Origin of the sequence: Marinobacterium lutimaris, from assembly GCF_900108065.1 — a bacterium.
Classification (GTDB): Bacteria; Pseudomonadota; Gammaproteobacteria; order Pseudomonadales; family Balneatricaceae; genus Marinobacterium_D; species Marinobacterium_D lutimaris.
The window spans coordinates 301224-325392 of the sequence record NZ_FNVQ01000003.1 but is presented as its reverse complement, the minus strand read 5'-3'; the positions used below and the strand labels follow the sequence as shown (position 1 = coordinate 325392).

Annotated in this window: 20 protein-coding genes; 10 read left to right on the top strand and 10 right to left on the bottom strand. The window is 58.9% G+C overall.

Annotation, left to right across the window (positions count from 1 at the left end; translation table 11 throughout):
- Positions 1–48: 48 nt before the first annotated feature.
- The 5 genes from C4S72_RS15875 to C4S72_RS15855 form a co-directional block, all read right to left on the bottom strand.
- Positions 49–1236 (bottom strand): iron-containing alcohol dehydrogenase, encoded by a 1188-nt coding sequence (locus C4S72_RS15875; RefSeq protein ID WP_104004142.1) that lies wholly within the window; start codon positions 1234–1236, stop codon positions 49–51.
- A gap of 1 nt (position 1237) precedes the next feature.
- Positions 1238–2677, bottom strand: a complete 1440-nt coding sequence (locus tag C4S72_RS15870) for an aldehyde dehydrogenase family protein (protein ID WP_104004141.1) — start codon at positions 2675–2677, stop codon at positions 1238–1240.
- Between the two features lie 13 nt (positions 2678–2690).
- Positions 2691–4037 carry a purine-cytosine permease family protein gene (locus tag C4S72_RS15865; RefSeq protein ID WP_104004140.1) on the bottom strand — a complete coding sequence of 449 codons (1347 nt, stop codon included), beginning with the start codon at positions 4035–4037 and terminating at the stop codon, positions 2691–2693.
- Positions 4038–4183: 146 nt separating this feature from the next.
- Positions 4184–5134: an agmatinase gene (gene speB / locus C4S72_RS15860; RefSeq protein ID WP_104004139.1), complete on the bottom strand. Its 951-nt coding sequence runs from the start codon at positions 5132–5134 to the stop codon at positions 4184–4186.
- A gap of 501 nt (positions 5135–5635) precedes the next feature.
- Positions 5636–6691: a sensor domain-containing diguanylate cyclase gene (locus C4S72_RS15855; protein ID WP_104004138.1), complete on the bottom strand. Its 1056-nt coding sequence runs from the start codon at positions 6689–6691 to the stop codon at positions 5636–5638.
- A gap of 315 nt (positions 6692–7006) precedes the next feature.
- On the opposite strand from C4S72_RS15855, the gene C4S72_RS15850 reads away from it, so the two are divergent.
- The 3 genes from C4S72_RS15850 to C4S72_RS15840 all read left to right on the top strand — a co-directional run bounded on the left by C4S72_RS15850 (position 7007) and on the right by C4S72_RS15840 (position 10381).
- A complete protein-coding gene (locus C4S72_RS15850) occupies positions 7007–8068 on the top strand; it encodes a transporter (protein WP_104004137.1) in 1062 nt (353 codons plus the stop codon).
- A gap of 169 nt (positions 8069–8237) precedes the next feature.
- Positions 8238–9695 (top strand): TrkH family potassium uptake protein, encoded by a 1458-nt coding sequence (locus C4S72_RS15845; protein WP_200826812.1) that lies wholly within the window; start codon positions 8238–8240, stop codon positions 9693–9695.
- 2 nt (positions 9696–9697) lie between these two features.
- Entirely contained in the window at positions 9698–10381 is a 684-nt protein-coding gene (locus tag C4S72_RS15840; protein WP_104004136.1) for a potassium channel family protein, read from the top strand.
- Between the two features lie 62 nt (positions 10382–10443).
- On the opposite strand, the gene C4S72_RS15835 is transcribed toward C4S72_RS15840, so the two are convergent.
- On the bottom strand, positions 10444–11190 hold the full coding sequence (locus C4S72_RS15835) for an IclR family transcriptional regulator (protein ID WP_104004135.1): 747 nt from the start codon (positions 11188–11190) through the stop codon (positions 10444–10446).
- Between the two features lie 205 nt (positions 11191–11395).
- Here C4S72_RS15835 and C4S72_RS15830 point away from each other — a divergent pair, with 205 nt between their 5' ends.
- Both C4S72_RS15830 and C4S72_RS15825 read left to right on the top strand, forming a co-directional pair.
- A complete protein-coding gene (locus tag C4S72_RS15830; protein WP_104004134.1) occupies positions 11396–11959 on the top strand; it encodes an NADPH-dependent FMN reductase in 564 nt (187 codons plus the stop codon).
- A 390-nt stretch (positions 11960–12349) separates the two neighbouring features.
- Positions 12350–13579, top strand: coding sequence for an MFS transporter (locus C4S72_RS15825; RefSeq protein ID WP_200826811.1), 1230 nt, complete (start codon positions 12350–12352; stop codon positions 13577–13579).
- 61 nt (positions 13580–13640) lie between these two features.
- Here the strand turns inward: C4S72_RS15825 and C4S72_RS15820 are convergent, their stop codons facing one another.
- Together C4S72_RS15820 and C4S72_RS15815 are read right to left on the bottom strand one after the other, a co-directional pair.
- Positions 13641–14330: an LrgB family protein gene (locus C4S72_RS15820; protein ID WP_104004133.1), complete on the bottom strand. Its 690-nt coding sequence runs from the start codon at positions 14328–14330 to the stop codon at positions 13641–13643.
- On the bottom strand, positions 14323–14742 hold the full coding sequence (locus tag C4S72_RS15815) for a CidA/LrgA family protein (RefSeq protein ID WP_104004132.1): 420 nt from the start codon (positions 14740–14742) through the stop codon (positions 14323–14325). The genes C4S72_RS15820 and C4S72_RS15815 overlap by 8 nt, the downstream gene beginning before the upstream one ends.
- A 141-nt stretch (positions 14743–14883) precedes the next feature.
- Here C4S72_RS15815 and C4S72_RS15810 point away from each other — a divergent pair, with 141 nt between their 5' ends.
- Both C4S72_RS15810 and C4S72_RS15805 read left to right on the top strand, forming a co-directional pair.
- Positions 14884–15768 carry a LysR substrate-binding domain-containing protein gene (locus C4S72_RS15810; protein ID WP_104004131.1) on the top strand — a complete coding sequence of 295 codons (885 nt, stop codon included), beginning with the start codon at positions 14884–14886 and terminating at the stop codon, positions 15766–15768.
- A 65-nt stretch (positions 15769–15833) separates the two neighbouring features.
- Positions 15834–16415 carry a DnaJ domain-containing protein gene (locus C4S72_RS15805; protein WP_200826810.1) on the top strand — a complete coding sequence of 194 codons (582 nt, stop codon included), beginning with the start codon at positions 15834–15836 and terminating at the stop codon, positions 16413–16415.
- Between the two features lie 234 nt (positions 16416–16649).
- Here C4S72_RS15805 and C4S72_RS15800 read toward each other — a convergent pair whose 3' ends face one another.
- Together C4S72_RS15800 and C4S72_RS15795 are read right to left on the bottom strand one after the other, a co-directional pair.
- Positions 16650–17375, bottom strand: a complete 726-nt coding sequence (locus C4S72_RS15800) for a helix-turn-helix domain-containing protein (RefSeq protein WP_104004130.1) — start codon at positions 17373–17375, stop codon at positions 16650–16652.
- A gap of 38 nt (positions 17376–17413) precedes the next feature.
- Positions 17414–18457, bottom strand: coding sequence for an FUSC family protein (locus tag C4S72_RS15795; protein WP_104004129.1), 1044 nt, complete (start codon positions 18455–18457; stop codon positions 17414–17416).
- A gap of 215 nt (positions 18458–18672) precedes the next feature.
- Between C4S72_RS15795 and C4S72_RS15790 the strand changes: the two genes are divergently transcribed.
- From C4S72_RS15790 to C4S72_RS15780, 3 genes are all read left to right on the top strand, one after another.
- Positions 18673–22125 (top strand): acyl-[ACP]--phospholipid O-acyltransferase, encoded by a 3453-nt coding sequence (locus C4S72_RS15790; protein WP_104004128.1) that lies wholly within the window; start codon positions 18673–18675, stop codon positions 22123–22125.
- 87 nt (positions 22126–22212) lie between these two features.
- Positions 22213–23523, top strand: coding sequence for a DUF2157 domain-containing protein (locus C4S72_RS15785; RefSeq protein WP_104004127.1), 1311 nt, complete (start codon positions 22213–22215; stop codon positions 23521–23523).
- A complete protein-coding gene (locus C4S72_RS15780; RefSeq protein WP_104004126.1) occupies positions 23516–24082 on the top strand; it encodes a GDYXXLXY domain-containing protein in 567 nt (188 codons plus the stop codon). Before C4S72_RS15785 ends, C4S72_RS15780 begins: the two co-directional genes overlap by 8 nt.
- The last annotated feature ends 87 nt before the right edge of the window (positions 24083–24169 follow it).

Sequence of the window (24169 nt, the reverse complement as noted above, 5' to 3'; positions counted from 1 at the left end):
CCTTAGGATTCTGTGGTAAGGGGCTTGTCTAGCGTTACCGGCTCGGCATTAACAGACGTAGCCGTCGAAGGCGCGCTCGGCGATGGCCATAAAGTCCGCCTCTGTCATCTCGACCGGGTTGGTCTGATGCTCGGCATCCTGGAAGGAGGCCTGGGCGATCTCTGCCAGGGTGCTGCGCTCGATGCCTAGCTCCGCCAGGGTATGCGGAATCGACAGCGACTTGCGCAACTGCAGCAGCCAGGCGATCACGCCGTCGGCGGAGCGCTGTTCCAGATCCAGCAGCCTGGCCACGGTGGTCAGCTTCTCTTCGATAGCGCCCTTGTTGTGCTCCAGCACGTAGGGCAGCAGTACCGCGTTGGCCAGACCATGGTGAGTATCGAACAGTGCACCTACCGCATGCGCCATGGAGTGCACGGCACCGAGCCCCTTCGAGCTGAATGCCACCGCCGCGATGCTCGATGCAGACATCATATGGGCACGGGCTTCGGCGTTGTGGCCATCCTTGAAACTAGGCTCCAGCCACTGTTCGCACAGGCGGATCGCCTCCAGCGCTATGCCATCGCACAATGGGTTGTAAGAGGGCGCCGCGTAGGCTTCCAGCGCGTGGGTCAGCGCATCCATGCCGGTCCAGGCTGTCAGGTTCGCCGGCAGGCCGGTGAGCAACTGCGGGTCATCGATGATCGCAAAGGGGAAGTGCTCCGTGTGAAACGCTACCCGCTTGCGATGGGTTTCGGTATCGGTGATTACGCAGAAACTGCCGGACAGCTCAGACCCTGTGCCCGCGGTGGTCGGGATGATCATCAGCGGCACAAAGAAGTTCTCGCCTTCCACCTTCGGCAGCCGGTCCGGGTTTTCCAGCTGACAGAACTCCCAGAGGCTGATGCCGTTATTGGCGGTCAGTGAGACCGCCTTGGCCACGTCGATGGCGCTGCCGCCACCGATGGCGACAATGCCGTCGCAGCCGTTGGCGCGATAGGCCTCGGCGCAGGCGGTGACGCTATCGGAGGTGGGGTTGCTGCGGATATCGCTGAACAGGCTCAGCTTTACGTTCTGCTGATCCAGGGACGCGATAAAGCTGTCGAAGAACGGCTGGCTGCGAACGCCCGGGTCGGTGACGACCAGCAGGTTCTGCAGCCCCTTGGCTTTAAGCAGCTCGGCGGTTTCAGCGCTGCGGCCCGCACCAAAGTGTACGGGCGGTACATAGGCGCTCCAGTCATTGAGTAGCGGATAGGTCATCTCAGACTCCCGACGGCTTGGTGATGTGCTTGATCTCGGTGAACGCGGCCAGGCCCCAGGGGCCCAGCTCGCGGCCGATACCGCTTTTTTTCATACCGCCCCAGCTGGTTTCCGCCAGTACGCGCTGGTCTGTGTTGATCCAGATATGGCCCGCTTCCAGCTCAAAGGCGAGGTTGTCGGCACGCGTTTCATCGCTGCTGATTATCGTGGCGGCGAGGCCGTATTCGCAGTTGTTGGCTTCGCGGATCGCCTCTTCATCGCTGCCGAAGATGCGGCAGCAGAGCACCGGGCCAAAGATCTCTTCGTTCCAAAGGCGGCTGCTCGCCGGTACATCGGTGTAGATGGTGGGCTCGATCATCAGTTCGCAGCTCGGGTGAGCGAAGGTGCCGCCACCGGTGAGTGCATTAAGGCCTTCCTCTTTAGCGATCTGCAGGTAGGAGCTCACTTTATCGAACTGCGCCTTGCAGGCGAGCGGGCCGAGCACGGCGTCCTCAGCGCTCGGGTCGGAGGGCTTCATGCCGGCCACTTCGGCGGCCAGGCGTTCCAGCAGGGCCGGCGCGATCGATTCGTGCACCAGCAGACGTGAAGTCGCCGAGCAGATCTGGCCGTTGTTGAAGAAGATGCCGCCGATCACGGCGGAGGTGGCCAGCTCAAGGTCTGCATCTTCGCAGACGATAATCGAGGACTTGCCGCCCAGTTCCAGGCTCAGGTTCTTGATATCAGCCGCCACGGCAGCCGCGATACGGCCACCGGTTTCGGTGCTTCCGGTGAACGATACCTTGCGTACATCCGGGTGGCGCACCAGCTCGGCGCCGGTCTCACCGGCACCGTAGGTGATGTTGACGACACCGGCGGGCAGGTCGACCGCGGCGCAGATCTCCGCCAGGTAAGACTCCGGCAGCGGTGTGATCTCCGACGGCTTGAGCACCACGGTGCAACCGGCCGCCAGCGCAGGGGCCAGCTTCCAGGAGGTGGTCACCGTGGGGAAGTTCCAGGGCGTAATCAGCGCGACTACGCCGACCGGCTCGCGGCGGGTGCGGCTGGAGAGGTCGTCAGCCTCGGTCTCGACCACGGCGTTCTGCTGCGAGTCCTGCGCTCGCGCCAGTTTGGCGTAGTAGCGGTAGCAGTCGATGGAATCCAGCACATCAAAGCGCGCCTCGGAGATCGGCTTGCCGCCGCTCAGGGTAATTGCCTGGGCGATGGCTTCGGAGCGCTGCTCGATCTCACTAGCGATCTTGTCCAGGTATTCGCCGCGCTGGCGGAATGACAGCCGGCGCCAGTCGCGTAGCGCACGGTTGGCGCTGGCGACGGCGTTATCCACATCGGCCGCACCGGACAGGGGATACTCGGCGATGGTTTCCTGGTTGTAGGGATTAAACGAGGGAGCGTAGGCCTTTACCGGCTTCGCTTCCCCTGCGATGTAGTTTTCGATACGAGTCATAGTTAACCGGGTTTTATAGTTGTGCGGTTGAAAGGTTCTGGCTGTTGCGCGCACCGAACAGCTTGGTCAGCACGAAATAGACCGTGGCTGCAAAAACGAAGGTCAGTGCGGTTGAGCCGATCTCCAGCGGGGCTGAATAGGTGAAGTAGATCGCAAACACGGCACTGAGCACGTAGGTGATCAGGGCGATGATATTGAAATCCAGACCCTGGCCAGCCTTGTTGTTAACGGAGGTGTAGTTAACGGAGCTGTCGTTAAGGGTGCGGTTATTGATCAGGTAGTAGTCGGTAATGATGATCGCAAACACCGGAATCATCAGCGCGCCTACCAGCAGAACCCAGTCAAAGAAGGAGGCCAGTAGCATCTCCTGCAGCAGGGTGCCAAGGATGATCAAAATACCCCAGAACAGCACGGCCACCGGGAAGCGCAACTTCGGCAGTACGGACATGCTGCTCATCGATACGCTGTACAGGCTCATGATGTTGGTGGTGACCACGGAGAGGAACATCACCAGCGAGCCCAGGGCGACATATTTGCCCTGCATGATATCCGCCGGGTCATAGGTCGGGGTGTGGCCGCCGATGATGGAGAACGCACCGACGAGAATACCCAGGCCCATGGCGATGATGGTGCCTAGCATGTAGCCGCTGACGATGCCGATGCCGCTGACTTTCTTGCTCTTGCAGTAGCGGTTGTAGTCGCAGGGCAGAGTGATCCAGGAGAACGCGGTGGCCAGCACGATATCGAATACGATCGCCAGGGTGAGGCTCGGTGTATCGGACAGCGGCAGGTTTTTAACCTCGGTCAGGCCGTGTTCACTCAGCAGTTTGTAGGTCACCGACAGCGCCATGATCAGCATCAGCGAGGAGGCGACGCCCTCTATCTTCTGGATGCCGGAGTGGCCGAGAATGGTGATCACCATCACCAGGCCCTGGGTAATAAAAATACACAGTACGATATTATCCAGGCCGAACACCAAGCTGGTCACTTTATTAAGGGCCATCGCACCGAGGTAACCCTGAATAAGAGACCAGCCTGCAAGTATGACCACGTTGAGGGCAGCAAAGATTTTAGAGCCGTGATAGCCGTAAGTTGAGCGGGCAATAACAAAGGTCGGCAGGCCGGTTTTTGTGCCGATAATCGCCACGGATGCCAGCGCGATACAGCCCAGGATGGAGCCGATCAGCACCGTCATAAAGGCGGAGTAGGGGGTGACGTCCGGGATGAACATCTGTCCCGTCATGATGGTCGGAGTCACCAGCGTGGCGGCGGTCCAGAGAAAAATGGTTCCCAGAAGCCCCAGATTACGGTCTTCCGCACTGGTGGGGAGGATCGTATCGTGTCCGCTATGTATTTCCATTTTTAAAACTCCATGCACGTTTAATGTTTTATTGTTTTTCGCATTCGAGAGGTCTTGCAGCTTTGTAAGCGGCTGAACAGGTGGTCGCTTCTGTGGCGACCGACCTGTGCATGGCTTTGGCGTTGCTTGTAGCTTTAGGTGTAGCTCTACTTATAAGTAACGCCGGGCAGAACGCAGAGCATTTCGTAAAGCAGGTTGGCGCCCAGCTGAGAGGTGTTTCCGCTCAGATCGTAGGGCGGTGAAACCTCAACCAGATCGGCGCCGACCAGGTTGAGGCCCTTGCAGCCGCGGACAATTTCCAGCGCCTGGATCGAGGTCAGGCCACCTACTTCCGGGGTGCCGGTGCCCGGCGCCCAGGCCGGGTCGATACCATCGATATCGAAGGAGAGATAGACCGGGCCTTCACCCATCAGCTGGCTGATCTCTTGCATCAGCGGAGCGAGGGACTTATGCCAGCACTGCTCGGCGGTGAACAGGCGGAAACCCTGGCTCTCTCCCCATCTGAAGTCGTTGGCGGAGTAACCCTGGGCGCGCTGGCCGATCTGCACCACGCGGTTGCAGTCGAGCAGGCCTTCTTCGACGGCGCGGCGGAAGGTGGTGCCGTGGGCGATCTTCTCACCGAACATGTTGTCGTTGGTGTCGGTGTGCGCATCGACATGGATCAGCCCCACGGGGCCATGCTTTTTCGCCATGGCGCGCAGGATCGGCAGCGTGATGGTGTGGTCGCCGCCGAGGGTCAGCGGAATCACCGAATGAGGGTTCAGCTGGGTGTAGTAGTCCTCGATGATGTCGACGGACTTCAGCAGGTTATAGGTGTTGATCGGCACATCGCCGATATCGGCCACCTGCAGCGAGTCGAACGGCGCGGCGCCCGTGGCCATGTTGTAAGGACGGATCATCACGGACTCGGCACGGATCTGGCGCGGCCCGTAGCGGGTGCCGGCGCGCTGAGAGGTGCCGATATCAAGAGGAATGCCGATAAAGGCAGCATCCAGCCCCTCAGCGGTTTCGGCAAACGGCAGGCGCAACATGGTGGCGCGGCCGCCGAAGCGGGGCATTTCGTTGCCACCCTGAGGTTGGTTGAGGGGGGTATCCATGGTTCTAATCCTCTATCCGGGGCGATAAATCATCAGTGCATAGTTGTTTTTATCCGGATGTTAGGAGCGGCACCCCATCTGTTAAATAGTAAAAATGAAATAATCACTTCATGATTTTGTGAAGTTTTAATAACCTGCTTTTGTTTTTTAAATAAGTTTATATGGCTGCTTAAAATAAAATATGTAGTAATATTTTTCTTAAAATAAGATATTTGTAGAATCGTCGAAAAATAGACTTCATATTTACGGTCGGTTAACGTCGTTTGAGATCGATGCATTTTTAGCCAGCCAGGGGGGCAGCCAGCTGTGACGGGTATGGTTGGAAAGCCTGTTAATACGGGGGGCGCGAGGCACCCGTTAAGAGGATCTGGGTCTTTTTTGCACAGCGGTTATGCAGAAGGACCGCAAGATTGGATCTCCGCTGCACTTGTGAGGAATACTGCAGTGGCTTGATAGCGGCTTAAATGAGGGGTTTTACCGCTGATGCCGGCATTATCGGCGCTAGGTAAGCGCTTTTGCCCGCAGTTCGACCACCTGGTCTCGACCTGAGTTTTTCGCCACGTAGAGTGCGTTGTCGATGCGTGAAAACAGATCATCCAGCGAATCGCCGCTGTGGTAAGCGGTGACGCCGAAGCTGCAGGTGATCTTGAAGCCCGGGTAAAGCTCGTGTTCGGCGATCAGCTGGCGCAGCTTTTGGGCGCAGCTGACGGCGCCTTCGAGACCCACATCCGGAAAGATCAGCACGAACTCTTCACCGCCCCAGCGCGCGAAAAAGTCGATTTCGCGGATGTTCTCGGTGACAAACGCGGCGAGCTTTTTCAGTACCCGGTCACCGGTTTCGTGGCCGAAGGTATCGTTGATGTTCTTAAAGTGATCGATATCCAGCATCGCCACCGACAGTTCATGGCCGTAACGGTCGGAGCGGCACTTTTCGTTCAGCAGCTCTTCTTCAAACTTTTTACGGTTGGGAACCTGGGTCAGCGGATCGGTGTTGGATATCAGCTCGATCTCCAGCACCTTTTGCTGCAGTTCCCGGTTACGGATCTCCAGCTCCCGGGCTTTCTGGGTGATCAGCTTTTCCAGGGTGACATTGTCTGCCCGCAGCAGGCGGTTCTGTTCGAACAGCTCCAGCTGGGCTGTTTTGCGCTCATGGATATCCAGGTGCGCGCCGATAATCCGGGTGACGACGCCATTCGGGTCACGCTCGATGATCTGGGCGTTGTCGGTAATCCAGAGGTAGTTGCCGTCGCACTTTTTACAGCGGTAGTCGATGCTGTAGTTGTCGATCTGGCCCGAGGTGAACTGCTCGAAGTTCTGCATCACCCGCTGGTAGTCGTCCGGGTGAATCAGGTTTTCCCAGGTGAACACATCCTCCCGGAACACACCCACTTCAAAGCCAAGCATACGGTACCAGCCGGGGCTGCGTTTAACTTCGCCGGATGAGCGGCTCCAGTCCCAGGTGCCTTCGACGATCAGGTCCAGAAGGTTGTTCAGAGTCGCGTCGGCTGCTTCCAGACTTGTGTGCGTGTATGTGATCACTGGTTTTCGTTGTTCCATAACTGCATCCGGAGCCAGTTAAAACGCTGTTGTAAAAGACGGACTAATTTAGGTGTTATTAATTATAGCGGCAGACAAAAAGATATCTGTTGCACATTAATAGTCTCTGACAGTGATCGGCTATAACGCCGGTAACGATTTTGGTTCAGTCTAGTAGCAGGCCGGTCGGGCGGCTTGCTTCTAAGCGGCCTGCAAGCAGCATATCCAGCCAGTTATGCGATCTGGCATAAGGCGCGATTGGCCGTTTACAGAGAATAGACGCCCGGAGAGGCTTTCGCCGAATTTTTCGATTTTTACCTGGACATCGGAACAACCATGCAGACTCACAGTGCTTCCTATGGATCAGATCAGCAGGGGCTGATCTGGGGATACCACTTCAAACCCGATACACCCGCGCGCCCGATCAATGCTGAAGAGGCGGTGAATATCCTGTCGGCCTCCCGCGCTGGTGAAGCCCCGAGCCCAGAGCAGGGAGAAGAGTTAGAGCCACAGAGCAACGGCGACTTCGTCTGGCTGCATTTCTCCCTCTCCAATACGGTTTCGGTGCCCTGGCTACGCAAGCATTTGCGGCTGCCGCAGGCCTTTTATGAGTCGATTGGCAGTGAGGTAGGTTCTACCAGGCTGGAGCAGGAGGACGATGCCCTGATTGCGGTCGTACATGACCTGCTGTTCGATTTCAGCTTTGATCCCGCCGCTATTTCCACCACCAGTCTTTGTATCAAACCCAACCTGCTGGTCAGTGTCCGCCTCAAACCCTTGCGCTCCATCGACCATCTGCGGCCCGCAGTGCGCAAGGGCGAAACTTTCCGCTCGACAACGGCGCTGCTCGGTCATCTGCTGGAGTCGCAGGCGGGCGTGCTTGTGGATGTGCTGCGTCGCTCTACGGTACATGTGGATCGGGTGGAAGATCGTCTGCTGGCGCATCGTATCGGCAGCTCTGGCCGTTCCGAGCTGGGTACGCTGCGCCGAACCCTGGTGCGCCTGCAGCGGCTGCTGGCGCCTGAGCCCGCGGCCCTGTTCCGCCTGTTGAATCGGCCGCCGCACTGGATAACTGAAGAGGATGTGCGTGACCTGCAGGCCGCTACAGAGGAGTTCGCCACCGCCATCGGTGATTCCGGGGCGCTGGTGGAGCGGATCAAGCTGTTGCAGCAGGAGCTGTCGGAGTCGGTTAACGAGCAGACCAACCGGACCCTGGCGATCCTGACCGTGGTCACCGTGCTGGCGCTGCCGGCCAATATCATGGCGGGGCTGTTCGGCATGAACGTGGGCGGCGTACCCATGGAGGAATATGGCCACGGCTTTTTCGTGGTGCTGATGATCCTGGTGCTGCTGACCACGCTACTGGCTTATCTGGCGATCAACAGATTCAGGGAATAGCGGTACTGCCGGCGGATCTGGGTACCGAGGCCCAAACCAACCTCGGCGGCTTGGCCTACACTCAAGGTGACTCCTGTTACCGGACAGTTCGTACGAGACAATTAGCTTGCGATAAGTAGCACGTAATAATTAGCCCGCCACTAAAATTACCTAACAGGGAGTTTGGCCCGTGCCGGATGCACCTGCTCATGCGTTGATGCGGTCGGTAAGGCCCAGGGTGGTGCTGCGCTCCCTGGCCCAGCTGTTGATCGCCCTGGCCGTGCTGACGCTGGTGCCGGCGCTGGTGTCCCTCGGGGCCGGCGCCCAGGAGCTGGGTCTGCGTCTTATCGAGCTGATTCTTGTTTTGCTGCTGGTGTTCGTTCCGCTCAGTTTTCTGCCTGAACCGCGTTATGTGCAGCGGAACGAGGCGCTCTGCATCACCGCGCTGGTATTTCTGATTGTCCCTTTGCTGATGAGCTACGCGCTCAGGGCCGAGGGTTTGTTCTGGCTCGATGCCTGGTTTGAGGCGGTATCCGCGATCACCACTACCGGCTTGAGCACCCTCTCCTCGGTTGAATCCCACTCTCGTGCGTTTTTGTTCACCCGCGCCTGGATGCAGTGGTACGGCGGTCTCGGTATCGCGGTGCTGGCGGTTGCTCTGTTGATGGGGCACCAGGTAGCAAGCCGCAAGTTGCTGCAGCCCAGCGGCGAGGAAGGCGCCAGTTCTACCGCCAGGAGCTATGCGCGCCAGGTTTTGCTGGTCTACAGCAGTCTGACCCTGTTCGGCTTTGTGCTGATCTGGCTGACCCATCATGATGGTTTCGAGGCGTTGATCCATGCGCTGGCCGCGGTCTCTACCGGCGGCTTTTCCGGTTTTGATAACAGCCTGGAATCGCTGTCGATTGCGCCGCAACTGGCGATCACTCTGCTGTCGCTGGCAGGTGCTATCGGCCTGCCGCTCTATTTTGTCGCGCTGAGCAAAAGGCAGCCGCGGCGTCTGTTGGAGGAGGAGACCCGGGCGCTGTTGCTCGCGGTGCTGCTGCTGACGCTGCTCTTCACGGCTTACCTGTTGATCAGCGGCCGCTTTAATGCCTCGGATGCGTTCGGTAACGCGCTGGTGCTGGCAGTGTCGGCCCAGTCGACCACCGGCTTTACCAGCCTGGATCTAACCTCGCTGGATCCGGGGCTTATGCTGGTGTTGATCCTGTCTATGCTGGTGGGTGGCAGCGCTGGTTCCACCGCGGGCGGCTTCAAGCTGATCCGGTTGTTGATCTTGTTTCAGGTGATCCGGGTGGCGCTGCAGCGGATCAATGCGCCTTCCCGGGCGGTGCTGTCGCCGCGGCTGGGGCGGGAGGTAATCGACGCCGAGGATATCGGCAGCGTGCTGGTATTGCTGGGGCTCTGGTTTCTGGTGGTGATGCTCTCCTGGTGGGTGTTCCTGCTCTATGGAGAGCCACCGCTGAACGCGCTGTTTGAGGTGGTTTCCGCGGTCAGTACCGTGGGGCTCTCCAGTGGTGTGGTGCGGCCGGAGCTGGCGCCTGCACTGAAGGTGGTGCTGTGCATCGATATGCTGTTGGGGCGCGTGGAGATCGTCGCGCTGCTGGTGCTGTTTCTTCCGCGGACCTGGATCGGCCGGAGGCATGATTGAGCATGAGATTTGTATTTCTGGGCACTAACACGTTGACACTCGCCACCGCGCGCATGCTGCTGGTTGAGGGCTGCGATGTGGTGCTGGTAGAGAAGAGCAAGGCGCGGATCGATGAGCTGTCGGAGCAGATCGAGTGCGGCTTTCTGCATGGCGATGGCAGCCTGCCGGATGTGCTTGAGCAGGCGGACCCCGGCAGCACCGATGCGCTGTTCGCACTGCTCAATAACGAACGTGACAACATTATCGCCGCGCTGGTGGCGCGATCATTGAAGTTCCGCCGGGTGATCCTGCTGGTGACCGCGCCGGAGTTTGAACATATCTGTGTCGAACTGGGGCTTGAGGATACCGTGGCGCCGAACCGGGCGGTGGCGCGTCACCTGGTGAATATGATCCGGGGCGAGAAAAGCCTGGAGCTGTCCGCCATTATTCATGCCGACGCAGAGGTGTTCTCCTTTGTCGCGGCCGAATCGGAGGCGGGGCCTATCAGCGAGCTGAGCCTGCCAAAAAGTACCCGCATCATCTGTCTCTATCGTGCCGGCAAGCTGGTACTGCCGGATGAGACGGATCGTATTCAGGTAGAAGATGAGATCGTTGTAATTATCCGCAGCGAGCGGCTGCCGGCGCTGAAGAAGCAGCTGGAAAGCCGCAAGGATAACGGCGCTGCGGAGAGTGACCCCGGCAGCTGAGCGGTGCTGTTGATGCCGGGGCCGATTTAGAGGTTGGTTTAGGAGCCGCTTTGAGCCTGGCTCTAGAGCCGCTCAAGCAGCCCGCTCAGCATGTCGCGGGCTTCCTGCAGTGCGATTTCGACCTCTTGCTTGACGCTCGGGTAGCGGCTCGCCGGCATCGCCACCGAAAAGGCGTAAGCCTTGCCATCCGGCGCGATCAGGCCGGTACCGATGGCACAGACGCCCAGAGCATGTTCTTCCAGATCATAGGCGAACCCGCTTTTCCTGACTTTCTCGAGCTCTGCGAGCAGCGTTGGTAGATCGGTCAGGGTGTGTTCGGTCAGCGCGATCGGCTGATCGCTGTAAAGACGCTCGATCTCGGCGTTGCTGAGACAGGCTAGCAGCGCCTTGCCATTAGCCTTGGCGTGCAGCGGGCGGGGCTTGTCGGGGAAGGAAACCACCCGCAGCTCCTGATCGGAGATGATACGATCGAGAAAGGATACTTCCTTGCCCAGGGCGGTGGAGATATCCACAGTCTCGTGGGTTCTGGCAAACAGGGTCTCCAGCACCGGTCGGGCGGTTTCGACGATATTGGTTTTGTTGCGGTTGGCGATCTCCGCCAGCCCCCAGCCGAGGCGAACGCCTTTGCTGCCGGCCTCGACCAGCGACTCCAGCGCCAGGGCATCGACGATGCGCTGTACCGTGGAGCGGGGCAGCTGGGTGGCGTTGGCGATACTGCCCAGGCTCTGGGGCGTATCACTCAGTACCCGCAGGATCGCTATCGCGCGTGAGATCACCTGAATACCGGGCTGGGGTTTCTCATTTTCCATGCTGGAAAGTTCCGTCGCAGAGCTCCATCTGCGGAACTCTATTTAGTGGTTTGCTGCTTAGTTGTTTGTATTGCTATGTGATACGGTAGTGTACCGCATAATGGTTTTTATTTAATATAGCTGAAACCTGAACGTCTCTGGCTGTCTATATTATCCAGTCCAGTACGTTTGATCCCGCATGCAAACTGATTCGGAGCTTACCGAGATGAGTGAGACAACCCAAACTTTCGTTACCCTGGTCGGCAGCCTGCGCAAGGGCTCCTACCACGCTACCATCGCCCGCACCCTGCCTGAGCTTGCTACTCAGGGGGTTGAGATCAAACAGCTGGGTTCCATCGGCGATATTCCGCACTACGATGCGGACCTTCAGGCTGAAGGCTTCCCGGCAGCTGTTCAGGCCATGGCTGAAGAGATCGCCAAGGCCGATGGCCTGATCATCGTTACACCGGAATACAACTACTCCGTGCCCGGTGTGCTGAAAAACACCCTGGACTGGATCTCCCGCGTCTCTCCGCAGCCGCTGGCCGGCAAGCCGGTGCTGATCCAGACTGCCAGCCCGGGTAACGCCGGTGGTGTGCGTGCCCAGTACCACCTGCGTCAGATCCTGGTGTTCTTCGATGCCATGGTAATGAACAAGCCGGAAGCGATGGTGCCCCAGGTCCACAACAAGATCAGCGACGACACTCTGGTCGATGAAGAGACCCGTTCCTTCCTGGCGGCACAGCTGGAAACCTTCAGCGCCTTCGCGACTCGCATGAACCGCGACTGATAGATACCGTCCCTGTTTGCCGGCGAGCTCTGAGGCTTCGCCGGTGGACAGAGCGGTCACCCGCACCGGTGGGCTGCAGTCATCGACTCCGATAGGTCGCTATCGGTGTGGTTGCAGCCCGCCTCCTTTCCTATTCCTTTCCTACTCCTAACCCGGATGCCGTGTTACCGAGGCTCAAGCTGTTCAAAGCTGCCTGGTCATAGAATCAGGCAAGTCTGGAGGTGGAATTTGCTACCTCTCTTTTACATCTTTTGGCTCTAATAGCGGTTCCTCACACTGGCGTTACTGAGCTAACGACAGTTATTCCTAAGACCCGCAACGCACACGGTGACAGAGCCTGGCCGTGGTGGCGGCGTTGTTATTCGATAGCAGCTATTCGAGAGCAGAAAAATGGATTCAACCAAAAGCGACAAGACCTCCGGCGTCGCGACGGAAGAGGTTAAAGAGGCAAACTGGAGTGGCGTCTTCGCCATGTCGCTTTGTGCCTTTGTGATGGTAGCGGCGGAGTTTATGCCGGTCAGTCTGCTGACCCCCATGGCTGCTGGGCTCGATGTCTCCGAAGGCGCTGTGGGGCAGGGGATCTCCATGTCCGGCGTGTTTGCCGTGATCGTGGCGCTGTCGATCTCATCCGTGGCGGGTAAGTTGGATCGTAAAAAGGTACTGGTTGCGCTGACAGCCGTGATGCTGCTGTCCGGTGTGTTGATCGCGCTGGCGCCGAATTACCTGGTGTATATGATCGGCCGGGCCCTGGTAGGCGTGGCATTGGGGGGCTTCTGGTCCATGTCTGCATCGGCGGCGATGCGCATGGTGCCGATGGATAAGGTGCCTAAAGCGCTGGCTATCTTCAATGGTGGTAATGCGCTTGCGATGGTGGTCGCGGCGCCGTTGGGCAGCTTCCTGGGGGCGTTGGTCAGCTGGCGCGGCGCTTTCATGTTTCTGGTACCGATGACGCTGATCGCACTGGTCTGGCAGTGGCTGGTGCTGCCTTCCATGCCTGCCGAAACCGGTGGGCGCAAGTTGCACCATATTTTCCGCCCGCTCAAGCGCAGCATGGTGGCTGTTGGTTTTGCGGCTACCGGGTTGCTGTTTATGGGGCAGTTCACGCTCTACACCTATATCCGTCCGTTCCTGGAAGGGGAAACCGGTGTCAGTGAGCAGATGTTGACGCTGGTGCTGCTGATGATTGGCGTGGCCGGTTTTGTCGGCACCTCCCTGATTGGCTATGTACTGAAGGGCAATGTTTACCGGGCGCTAATTGCGATGCCAGTGATACTGGGGATCTGTGGTCTGTTACTGGTTCAGTTTGGCGAGCAGTTGGGCGTGGTGCTGGGCGTGCTGGTGGTCTGGGGGCTGGTGGCGACTTCCGCGCCGGTGGGCTGGTGGACCTGGGTCTCCCAGTCTATGCCGGACGACGCCGAAGCCGGTGGCGGTCTGATGGTCGCCATCGTACAGCTGGCTATCGGGCTGGGCTCTACGGTGGGCGGCATACTCTTTGACCGCTGGGGCTTTGAGAGCGCGTTTTCGGTCAGTGCGGCGCTATTGGTTGGCTCCGGTGTGATGGCGCTGATCTGCATGGGCATCGGTCGCCGTGTGACTCAGCCGCAGGCCGCGGTATCCTGACGCTATATCCTGAACAGTTGATATCCGTCCTGGTGCAAGGCCAGGACGGAATTTCAAGCTTTCAACCCAGCACGCTGGCAAACAGCGGCGCACCAATCACCATCGCCACGCCGGTAAAGATCATCGTCAGGCTGGCGATGACTCCCTCCTCACGGCCCAGTTCACGGGCTTTTGCCGTCCCTGCACCATGAGAAGCCGCGCCGAGCGCTGCGCCCTTGGCCAGCGGAGTGCGGATCTTCGCGACCTTGAATACGGTTTCCGATACGGCCATGCCGATAATGCCGGTCATGATCACGAGCATGGCGGTGATATCTGGCACGCCACCAAAGGAGGAGACCGCTTCCACCGCAAAGGGAGTGGACACCGAGCGCACCATCATGCTGCTCGCCAGCTCGTCCGGTAGCGGGAACAGCTGCACCAGTATCCAGGAAGATATCAGCCCCAGCATCAGGCCGGTGATCACGCCCAGCGTCAGGGTGATCGGGTAGCGGCGGATCACGTCACGTTCCTGGTAGATCGGCACCGCAAACGCGATGGTAGCCGGCCCCAACATCATCACCAGAAAGTGGGTGTAGAGGTAGTAATCTTCCAGCGGAATATCCACCGCCAGCACCAGTGCGATGACCGCCAGCGGTGCTGCCAGCATCGGCGCGAGAAAGATAATCCGCTTGCGTCGGTAGGCAAGCTTGGTGAGGTAGTAGAAGGCGAGGGTGGCAACGAGACTGAGGATCGCCAGCAGCGTATCAGACATGAACCGCGCTGCTCTTCATCTGCGACAGGCGGCGTTCGTTCATGCGTTTTTCCAGCGTGAAGATGCGATCCACGACCCAGGCGGTGCCGGTCAGCACAACCACGGTGCCGATAATCAGCGCCCCGATCAGCATCCAGCCATCATCACGCAGCATCGACCAGTATTTAAGGATCGAGACCACCGGTGGGATGAAGAACAGCAGTAGTTCGCCGAGCAGAAAGTTGGAGCCTGAACGCACCGCTTTTTCCGGCACCAGCCGGGTCAGCAGCAGAACCACCAGCAGCACCATGCCGATTACGCCAGCGGGAACGGGCAGATGCTCCAGCTCAACCAGCAGGTTGCAGAGCCAGAACAGTCCACAGAAAGCGGTGATTTGCAGAAGAATAGAGAATAGAGAGCGGGTGCGAGCCATGATTTTCCGGTGTTCGGTTCGTATCGGGCGATACTGAAGGTGAATTAAGACTAAAGTTTAACGATCTCGATGCGATAGATATAATGAATGTTAAACATCGAATAGATGAACATTAGTTATGTAATAGGTTGGACAATGTAAATGGATCTGCGCGAGCTGCGTTTTCTGGTTGAGATCGTCAATTGCGGTGGCTTCGGCAAGGCTGCCGAGGTGGTTCATCTTTCTCAGCCCGCACTGAGCAAGGCGATCCGCGGGTTGGAGGAGGAGCTGGATGAAACTCTGCTGGAGCGTGGTTACCGCGGTTCAAAAGTCAGACTGACCCCGGCCGGTGAGGTGGTGTATCGCCACGCCGTGGAGCTGTTGACGCGAAGGGAGCAGATGCTCCATGAACTGTGTGCATTGCGCGGGCTGGAATCCGGTGAGTTGAATCTTGGTCTGTCGCCGCTGGGCAGTGCCGAGATCTTCGCGCCGATCATCGCCCGGTTTCGCGCCACTTATCCCGAGATAGAGATCCATCTGCGTGAACGCGGTGGTGTCGAGCAGGAGGATGCCCTGCGCAACGGCGAGGTAGAGCTGGCCACCAGCCTGGTGCCCACCGATGCGGATATGGATTGGCTGCAGATCTGTGATGATCCGATGATGCTGACGTTGCCCCAGGCCCACCCGCTGGCGGAAAAAAAGGCGATCCGCCTGGAGGATCTTAACGGCGTATCGATCATCGGCTTCGACAGCAGCTTCCAGCTCAGCAAGCTGATTGAGGATACCTGTCTTAACAAGGGGTTTGAGCCGGATATCGCCGCTGAAGTGACTCATCCCGATTTCGGCCTGGCGCTGGTGGCCGCCGGTACCGGTGTGATGCTGCTGCCGCGGTTGATCGCCGAACGGCACGTCACCGAGGGTGTGGTGGTGCGTCCGCTGGAAAGCTCTTCACTGAGGTGGTCCCTGTCACTGATCTGGCGACGTCGGGCCAGCCTTTCCTTCGCCGCCCGGGCGATGCGGGAGATGATCCGTGAAACGCTTTTGTAACCCTCCTGTTAAGCTGCGGGCCTGGTCTACTGGTGTACATTTTGCAGGCGTGACTGGATTGCTTAATGAATGCCTACATTGGCCACATCCACCTGCAAACAGGACCGAATATGTCGCATATTCCACCATCTTCCGAAGAGGAGTTCTGGGTGATCTGGAGTCCGTCCATGGGCGTGGTTGATACGGTCACTGTTGAGCGAGTGGAAAACGGCCCCGCAGGGCGCCAGGCCTGGCTCGATGAGCCCTATGAAATGGTTGGGCCGATCTGTCTGGATACGCTGGAACAGAGTGGCCGGGTGAGCTTCGCCGCCTGTCTGGTGATGTCCCGTCAGCGCTGGCAGCAGGACCAGGTGGAGCTGCGTCGGGAATCCCACAGACTGAGGCGCGAGGTGCAACAACGTGAGCAGGAGGCGTTTGTTCGTTTTAACGAACGCCGCATGGCGGAACCCAGCCCCTTTGAGCAGTACTCGGAGCGTAAGCACAGGGAATCGCTGAGCCTGCCGTTAGAAGGTGTTCTGGACGCAGCGCAGATCAAAACCGCGTATCGCCGATTGGCGCAGAAGCATCACCCGGATGCCGGCGGCAGCCAGGAGACGTTTGTGAATATTACCGCGGCCCGTGATGAATTGTTGAAGCAGGCATCCTAGTAGGAGCGGCGCCCCGCCGCGATCAACCGCCGTGGTTTTGAATTACCGCTGTGCCGGGTTCAATCGGCGCGGGGCGCACCTCCTACCCTGGTACATTTAGAGTAGGAGCGGCGCCTCGCCGCGATCAAGCGCCAATGTTTTGAATGACTGCCGTGCCGGGTTCGATCGGCACGAGGCGTGCCTCGTACACCGGGTGTGGCACCTGTTTTTTGTAGGGGCGGTGCCTCGTCGCGATCAACCGCTAAACAACCCATAGCGCCAGCCGCGGATCGCGATGATCACAGTGGCACCGTGGCGGTCATCAAACTCCTGCGCCACATCCTCCCGGTTGAACTCCTCAAACTCCCGCGCCAGGCGCTGCATGCGACGCTGGAACGCCTGGTTGGATGACTTCGACAGCATGCCATTAAGCACGATCAGGCTCTCGTCATCGCGCTGGAAGCGGGAGTTGAAATACTCGGCGGCGATACGCTGCTGAAAGAACTGCTGAATCGGTCCGTTCTCGATCCAGTTAAAGTTGGCAGCCACCTTCAGCTTGATACGGTTCTTGGGCAATAGATCGATGATCTGCAGCTTGTCGAGCCGCGCCAGCTTCTGGATGCACAGATGCTCATCCAGGTTATGCACACTGACGATCTGCTCCAGCGTCCAGCGATTTAGCACGCAAACCGCGATCAGCAGCAGCGTCAGGTCGCCGGCGATCTCCCGCTCCTGTTCCACGGTCAACTGTTCGATATGGCCCGAGTTCTCCTCCATCTGTTTCACCAGATCGGTGATCTCCATCCCCATCAGCTGACAGATGGCATCCAGCCGGTCCAGTGAGAGCTGGTGGGTGGAGAGCAGCCGCTTGACGCTGGCTTCTGACAGATCCAGTGCCCGCGCGACATCGGCGTAGGTTTTGCCGTTGGCTTTCAGGCAGCGCTTGAGGGTATCGATCAGCGGTTTGGTTTGGCGGGCCATGATGTTGTCCTTGGCGAAAGTGAGGCTTCCATGGGGAATCAGCCCTGTTTCAGCAGTCGGTGCAGCACCCAGCCACCGATAAAGCCCAACAGGCTGCCGAGCACGGTTTCAACAAAGCGCTCTTGCATCAGTGTGCTGAGGTCTGTCTGTAATGAGGAAGCCTCGGAAAAGATCAGCGTCATCGGGGTGATAAACATCAACGCCAGGGCGTAGTTGCGTACCACCAGCGACTGGATCGCGAAGTTGAACAGACCGATAGCGACAGCCAGCACCAGTGTCGAGGGCTGAAAGCTGAACAGCAGCCAGGCGACACCCAGGCCCATGGCTGTGCCGACGATGCGCTGCGCCTGGCGCTGCCACATATGCCGCAGGGAGTTGCCCTGCAGAATCGCGGCACAGGCGATGGTGGCCCAGTAGGGTTTGAGCAGTTCCAGTTCACTGGCAATGTAGAAGGTGAGCGCAACGAACACGGCGCTACACAGGCCATCGGCCAGGGTGGCGCTCCAGGGATCATCGGCGCTCTGGTTGGGCGGCCGTTTGCCTGGGCCTGCGGCAGGGTTCACCGGCACCAGCAGGTGGTAAAACAGCATGCCGACTATAGAGGTCAGGCTGCCCAGCCCCAGTATCAACATCCGTTCTTCCACGCTTGGCATGCCGGGCGCGTGCAGTGTCGCGGTGATCGCGACCAGCACAAAGAAGAACCTTCCAGGAAGGGCGACCTGGAGCACGCGTACCACCAGTGTCATCACAAAGGTGATCAAAAACAGAATCAGCGTGGAGCCCAGCAGACTGTCAGAACTTGTGGCGCTGAGAAAGTAGGAGATCTGAAAGCCGATGGCGACCATCAGCAGGGTGAAAAGCCTTTTGCCAAGATTGGCCTGAGGTATGTAGATAAACACCATAGCACCCAGGCAGCCAATAACCCCCAGGCTGAAGGCGCCGTAAAACGAGCCGATCAGTGCAGGGATCATGGCGCACAGGCCGGTCATCACCGGCAGGTGCCAGGGGCGGGCATGCTGATTGATGCGGAAAAAGTCAGTGAACATCTGCCGGGCTGCAGAAAACCGCCGTTGCTCGCTCATCGTCGCTGGCCTTATAGAGTATATGATCAGAGTAGCAGCCGACCGCAGAACAGGGAGGTGCGAGGCTGCGGCACGGGAGTTTAGCGAAGTCGGGTATTAAAATATAATACCTTTTGGCGTCTGTGACGCGACTATAAACATGGAAGTTGTATCGGGTGAGGTTCTGACCAGAATGGCAGGACGAATAACCGTACAGAAACTGGAATCTGCCGACTATGAATCAGCTCTTGAAGGTTAAGGGATTTATCGCCTATCTGCTGGTGGTTTTTCTCAACGCCTTTGTGGATCTTGGCCACAAAATCGTTATTCAGAACACCATCTTCAAAACCTGGGATGGCGACCTGCAGGTGATACTGACCGCCGTAATCAATGGTCTGATCCTGCTGCCGTTTATACTGTTGTTCTCTCCCTCCGGCTTTCTCTCTGACCGTTTCCCCAAACCCAGCGTTATGCGCTATGGCGCGCTGGCGGCGGTGGGCGGTACCGCGTTGATCGGGCTGAGTTACCTGGCGGGCTGGTTCTGGGTGGCGTTCGGGCTGACCCTGCTGCTATCGATTCAGAGCGCGATCTACTCGCCTGCCAAGTACGGCTATATTCGTGAGCTGCTCGGCGATGAACCTCTGGCCCAGGGTAATGCCCTGGTGCAGGCGACCACGATTATCTCGATTCTGGGCGGGACCTTCGCATTCTCTGCGCTGTTTGAGCATTTCTATCAGCCCGACTTTTCCAGCACTACCGAGGTGATGCACGCCATCGCGCCGCTGGGTCTGGTGCTGGTGGCGCTCTCTTTCGTGGAGTGGATTCTGGCGGGGCGTCTGCCCAAGCGCGAAGCAGGGGAGCCGACTAAAACCTTCAGCTTCAAGACTTATGTCAGCGGCGGCTACCTGCGCGGTAACATCGGCGCGATTCGTGGCAGCCGGGCGATCTGGCTTTCCATTGTTGGCCTGGCGATGTTCTGGGCGATCTCCCAGGTGGTGCTGGCGGCGTTTCCGGCCTACGCCAAAGAGGTGCTGGCCGAGACCAACACCCTGGTGATTCAGGGGCTGCTGGCGGTGAGCGGTATCGGCATTCTGATCGGTTCCGTGGCCGCGGGTCGTGCCTCCCGCGCGCATATCGAGCTGGGCCTGGTGCCGCTGGGTGCCATCGGTATCGCGCTCTGCCTGGTGCTGATGCCGGTGTCTGAAAGCCTGGTGTCTCTGGCGGCGCTGTTGCTGCTGCTGGGTGTCTGCGGTGGTCTGTTTATCGTGCCGCTGAATGCGCTGATCCAGTACAGCGCTCAGGCGAGCAAACTGGGTACGGTGCTGGCCGGTAACAACTGGATTCAGAATCTGGCGATGCTCGGTTTCCTGGCGCTGACCGTGGTGTTCTCGCTGGTCGGCTTCAGCAGCCGTGGCCTGTTTTACCTGCTGGCGATTACCGCTATCGCGGGTGCCGCTTATACCTTCTACTGCCTGCCGCACTCGCTGGTGCGTATCTTTGCCGGGGTGATCCTCAAACGCAGCTACCGTGTCAGCGTGTCTGGCCTGGAGAACCTGCCCAAGCGTGGTGGCGTGCTGCTACTGGGTAACCATATCAGCTGGATCGACTGGGCCATCGTACAGATCGCCTGCCCGCGCCCGGTGCGCTTTGTAATGCTGCGCAGCATCTACGAAACCTGGTACCTGAAGCCGTTCCTGAAGTTCTTTGGCGCGATCCCGATCAGCGCCGGCAACAGCCAGGGCGCGCTGGCCAGCGTCAACGAATGCCTGAAAAACGGTGAGGTGGTGTGCCTGTTCCCGGAAGGGGCGATCAGCCGCACCGGTCACCTTGGCATGTTCCGCAACGGTTATGAAAAAGCGGTCGAGGATGTGGAAGAGGGCGTGATCGTACCTTTCTACCTGCGCGGCCTCTGGGGTAGCCGTCTGTCGCGCTCCAATAGCGAGAAGCTGCGTGAGAACACCCAAGATGGCTTTAAGCGTAACGTCATCGTGGCGCTGGGCCAGCCGCTGCCGCTGGAAACCAAGGCCGATGCGCTGAAACAGAAGGTGTTCGAGCTGTCGGTGAATGGCTGGGAAGATTACACCGCCAGCCTGGAGCCGCTGCCGCTGGCCTGGTTGAAGCAGGCCAAGCGCCATCCACGCGCGGTCAGCCTGATCGATACGATGGGCGATGCCCAGTTCAGTAATGCCCGTGTGATTGCCGGTACCACCGCCATGGCGCGCAGTATGAAAAAGATCTGCCGTGAGCAGAACGTGGGTCTGCTACTGCCCTCCAGCGCGGCCGGAATAATGGCCAACCTGGCGGTGATGCTGAACGGCCAGACCGCGGTGAACCTGAACTTCACCGCCGGTGTGGAATCGGTACAGGCGGCGATCCGCAGCGCCTCTATCGATACGGTTTATACCTCCGCGCGCTTTATGAAAAAGCTCAAGACACGTGGTCTGGATATGGACGCCATGCTGGCCGGTACCCGAATAGTGTACCTGGAAGATGTGCGCGCGAAGATGACCAAAACCCGTCTTCTGGGCCACCTGATCGGTGCCTATGTGCTGCCGGCTTCGCTGCTGTGCCGTCTGTATGGCCGTGGCGTGAAGCTGGAAAGCCCGGCGCAGATCCTGTTCTCTAGTGGTAGTGAGGGCACACCCAAGGGCGTGGTGCTGACCCACCGTAACCTGATGGGCAATATCAAGCAGATAAGCGATGTGCTCAACACCCGTAACGATGACGCCATGATGGCCTGCCTGCCACTGTTCCACTCCTTTGGCCTGACGGTGAACAGCCTGCTGCCGATGGTGGAGGGGATCCCTGCGGTCTGCCACCCGGACCCCACCGATGCGCTGAATATCGCCAAGGCGATCTATCGCTACAAGGTCAGCATCTTGTGCGGTACCGCGACCTTCCTGCGTCTTTATACCCGTAACCGCAAAGTGGTGCCGGAGATGCTGGAGCCGCTGCGGGTGATCGTGGCCGGTGCGGAAAAGCTCTCCGCCGAGGTGCGCGACAGCTTTGAGCTGAAGTTCAAGAAAACCATCTTCGAAGGTTACGGCGCTACCGAAACTGCACCTGTGGCCAGCGTCAACGTGCCCGATGTGATGGACCCGACCACCTGGAAGCTCCAGGCCGGCCAGAAGAAGGGCAGTGTGGGTCTGCCGCTGCCCGGCAGCTGCTTCCGCATCGTTGACCCTGAGAGCCTGGAAACCCTGCCGACCGGCGAGGATGGCCTGATCCTGGTCTCTGGTGGTCAGGTGATGCAGGGCTATCTGAATGATCCGGAAAAAACCGACGATGCCATCGTCGAGCTGGATGGTCGCCGCTGGTACCGCACCGGCGATAAGGGACATCTGGATACGGATGGCTTCCTGACCATCGTCGATCGCTACTCCCGCTTCGCCAAGATCGGCGGCGAGATGATCAGCCTGGGTGCGGTGGAAGCTGCCGTCGCTGGGGTTGTGGATACGGAAAGCGTCGAGTTCGCCGCTACCAATATCAAAGACGATAAAAAGGGCGAGAAGGTTGTGCTGCTGGTGACCGGTTCAGCCGACGCAGTACGCCAGAAAATGATCGATGCAGGCGTAAACCCGCTGATGATTCCCGCCGAGGTGATCGCTGTTGAAGAGCTGCCGAAACTGGGTAGCGGCAAGATCGATTACAAGGGGCTCAAACAACGTGCGCTGGACGCGCTGGCATAACGGGATGGTGCAAAGCTGGCCGCGTTGCGGAGCGCAGCGGCAGATAGACAAGGTTTTCAACACCCCGCTCAATGAAAGGTGACGAACATGAGAGTGCTGCGATTGTTCAAGAAAGACCTGGCTCGAGAGGTCAGCGACTGGATCGGCGATGGCCTGATCGAGCGCGCCCAGGGCGAAGCGATCCTCGCGCGTTACGGCGCTAGCCTGAATGAGGGCAAGGGCGGAAGCTTCGCCTACTACGTACTCAGCGCCCTGGCCGTGATGTTCGCCGGCCTCGCTATGATCCTGGTGCTGTCCCACAACTGGGATGAGATTCCGCGCGCGGTGCGGATGTTGGGGTTGATCGGCGCTACGCTGGTGATCAACCTGATTGGCGGCTTGGAGATGCTGCAGGGCAAGCAGCGCGCCGGTGTGCTCTGGCTCTTCTTCGGTGGTATCAGTTACGGCGCATCGATCATGCTGATCGCGCAGATCTACCACTTGGGCGAACACTTCCCCGACGGCATCTTCTGGTGGGCCCTGGGGATTCTGCCGCTGGTATTCCTGACCCGCTCGCGGCTGATCGCGCTGCAGGTGCTGGTGCTCGCGAGTCTGTGGATGTACACCGAAGCCAGTACCGGCTTTATGCCCTATAGCTACCCAATATTTGCGCTGCCCTGCCTCTGGCTGGTGTGGACCCATCGCCGCTCGGCGCTGATCTTTCTCGGTTCGCTGGTGGGGCTGGTGGCCTGGACCAACCTGATGCTCGCCTGGGGTGCTGGTCGCTTTTACATCTACGATCCTTTTGCCGATCAGGTACCGCTAACGGTGGCACTGGGACTGGCGATGATTGGCGGCGCCTGGTGGCTGATGCGCCATGAAGAGCCGCTAAAAAGGGACTATGGCCAGCTACTCCATCTCTACCTCCTGCGCGGCGCTATTCTCACCTTGCTGATATTGAGCTTTACCGAGTTCTGGCGCGACCTGATGCGCAATGACTATCTGATCGGCGTCTTCAATCCGCTGCTGCTGGCGCTGGGTACATTGATCGGCTTTACGCTGGCACGTCCATCCGGTGCCAACGCCAGCGGACCGATTCTGCTTAATGGTGCGTTCTTCACGCTGGCTGCACTGCTGGTACAGCAGAACTGGGCTGACCCGATGTTCCTCGCCGTCGCCACCAACCTGGTGTTGGTGATTACCGGGATCTGGCTGATCCGCCGTGGCGTGGAGGATGCCGTAACGCACTTCTTCTACACCGGTGTGGCGGTGCTGCTGCTGACCGCCATGCTGCGCTACTTCGACCTGATCGGCGACTACATAGGTGGCGCGCTTCTGTTCATGGTGGCGGCTGCGGTGCTGTTTGGTGCTGCCCGCTTCTGGAGAAACCGCACAACCGAGGGTCAGGATCATGTCTAACTCAACAGCCTTGCATACCCCAGAGATCTCCGTGCCGGTGAATAAAAAACTGCTTGGCGTTGGCCTGCTGCTGACTCTGTTTTTGCAGCTGGGCGTACTCGGCACCGAATATCTGAGCTCCACCTGGCCACTGAAATATGGCGAACCGGTACTGCTGAAAACCGAACCGATCGACCCGCGCAGCCTGTTCCGTGGCAACTACGTGCGCCTCAACTACGGCATCAGCCGTGTCGATGCGTCGCTAGCCGTCGACCCGTTTCGTAAACACCAGACGGTTTACGTGACGTTGAAGCAGGAAGGTAAATACCACGTCGCTGAGCGACTCCTGCATGAACCGCCCGAGCAGGGCCCCGTGATCCGAGGTCGTATCCGCTGGGCCAGCGATCAGTTCTATAGCATCGACTACGGCATCGAGGCGTTCTTTATGCCCAAGGGAAAAGCGATAGCTGCGCAGAATGCCGTACGGGAAAAAGAAGCCTGGGCTCAGGTCTATCTGCTGGATAGCGGCAAGGCGGCCATTGCTGATCTGATCTGTGAGGGTGGGTGTCAGCGAGAGTAGTGAAGTATCTGGCTCTGATAAAATTGAGGTGCGTGCTCTTGATGGGCACGCACCTTTTTGCGTGACCGCGCGGCAGCGTGGCAGCTG

Bases quoted from the DNA above. Each gene is read 5' to 3' on its own strand.
- C4S72_RS15875 (WP_104004142.1), bottom strand. From the start codon at position 1,236: ATGACCTATCCGCTACTCAATGACTGGAGCGCCTATGTACCGCCCGTA.
- C4S72_RS15870 (WP_104004141.1), bottom strand. From the start codon at position 2,677: ATGACTCGTATCGAAAACTACATCGCAGGGGAAGCGAAGCCGGTAAAG.
- C4S72_RS15865 (WP_104004140.1), bottom strand. From the start codon at position 4,037: ATGGAAATACATAGCGGACACGATACGATCCTCCCCACCAGTGCGGAA.
- speB (WP_104004139.1), bottom strand. From the start codon at position 5,134: ATGGATACCCCCCTCAACCAACCTCAGGGTGGCAACGAAATGCCCCGC.
- C4S72_RS15855 (WP_104004138.1), bottom strand. From the start codon at position 6,691: ATGGAACAACGAAAACCAGTGATCACATACACGCACACAAGTCTGGAA.
- C4S72_RS15850 (WP_104004137.1), top strand. From the start codon at position 7,007: ATGCAGACTCACAGTGCTTCCTATGGATCAGATCAGCAGGGGCTGATC.
- C4S72_RS15840 (WP_104004136.1), top strand. From the start codon at position 9,698: ATGAGATTTGTATTTCTGGGCACTAACACGTTGACACTCGCCACCGCG.
- C4S72_RS15835 (WP_104004135.1), bottom strand. From the start codon at position 11,190: ATGGAAAATGAGAAACCCCAGCCCGGTATTCAGGTGATCTCACGCGCG.
- C4S72_RS15830 (WP_104004134.1), top strand. From the start codon at position 11,396: ATGAGTGAGACAACCCAAACTTTCGTTACCCTGGTCGGCAGCCTGCGC.
- C4S72_RS15825 (WP_200826811.1), top strand. From the start codon at position 12,350: ATGGATTCAACCAAAAGCGACAAGACCTCCGGCGTCGCGACGGAAGAG.
- C4S72_RS15820 (WP_104004133.1), bottom strand. From the start codon at position 14,330: ATGTCTGATACGCTGCTGGCGATCCTCAGTCTCGTTGCCACCCTCGCC.
- C4S72_RS15815 (WP_104004132.1), bottom strand. From the start codon at position 14,742: ATGGCTCGCACCCGCTCTCTATTCTCTATTCTTCTGCAAATCACCGCT.
- C4S72_RS15810 (WP_104004131.1), top strand. From the start codon at position 14,884: ATGGATCTGCGCGAGCTGCGTTTTCTGGTTGAGATCGTCAATTGCGGT.
- C4S72_RS15805 (WP_200826810.1), top strand. From the start codon at position 15,834: ATGAATGCCTACATTGGCCACATCCACCTGCAAACAGGACCGAATATG.
- C4S72_RS15800 (WP_104004130.1), bottom strand. From the start codon at position 17,375: ATGGCCCGCCAAACCAAACCGCTGATCGATACCCTCAAGCGCTGCCTG.
- C4S72_RS15795 (WP_104004129.1), bottom strand. From the start codon at position 18,457: ATGAGCGAGCAACGGCGGTTTTCTGCAGCCCGGCAGATGTTCACTGAC.
- C4S72_RS15790 (WP_104004128.1), top strand. From the start codon at position 18,673: ATGAATCAGCTCTTGAAGGTTAAGGGATTTATCGCCTATCTGCTGGTG.
- C4S72_RS15785 (WP_104004127.1), top strand. From the start codon at position 22,213: ATGAGAGTGCTGCGATTGTTCAAGAAAGACCTGGCTCGAGAGGTCAGC.
- C4S72_RS15780 (WP_104004126.1), top strand. From the start codon at position 23,516: ATGTCTAACTCAACAGCCTTGCATACCCCAGAGATCTCCGTGCCGGTG.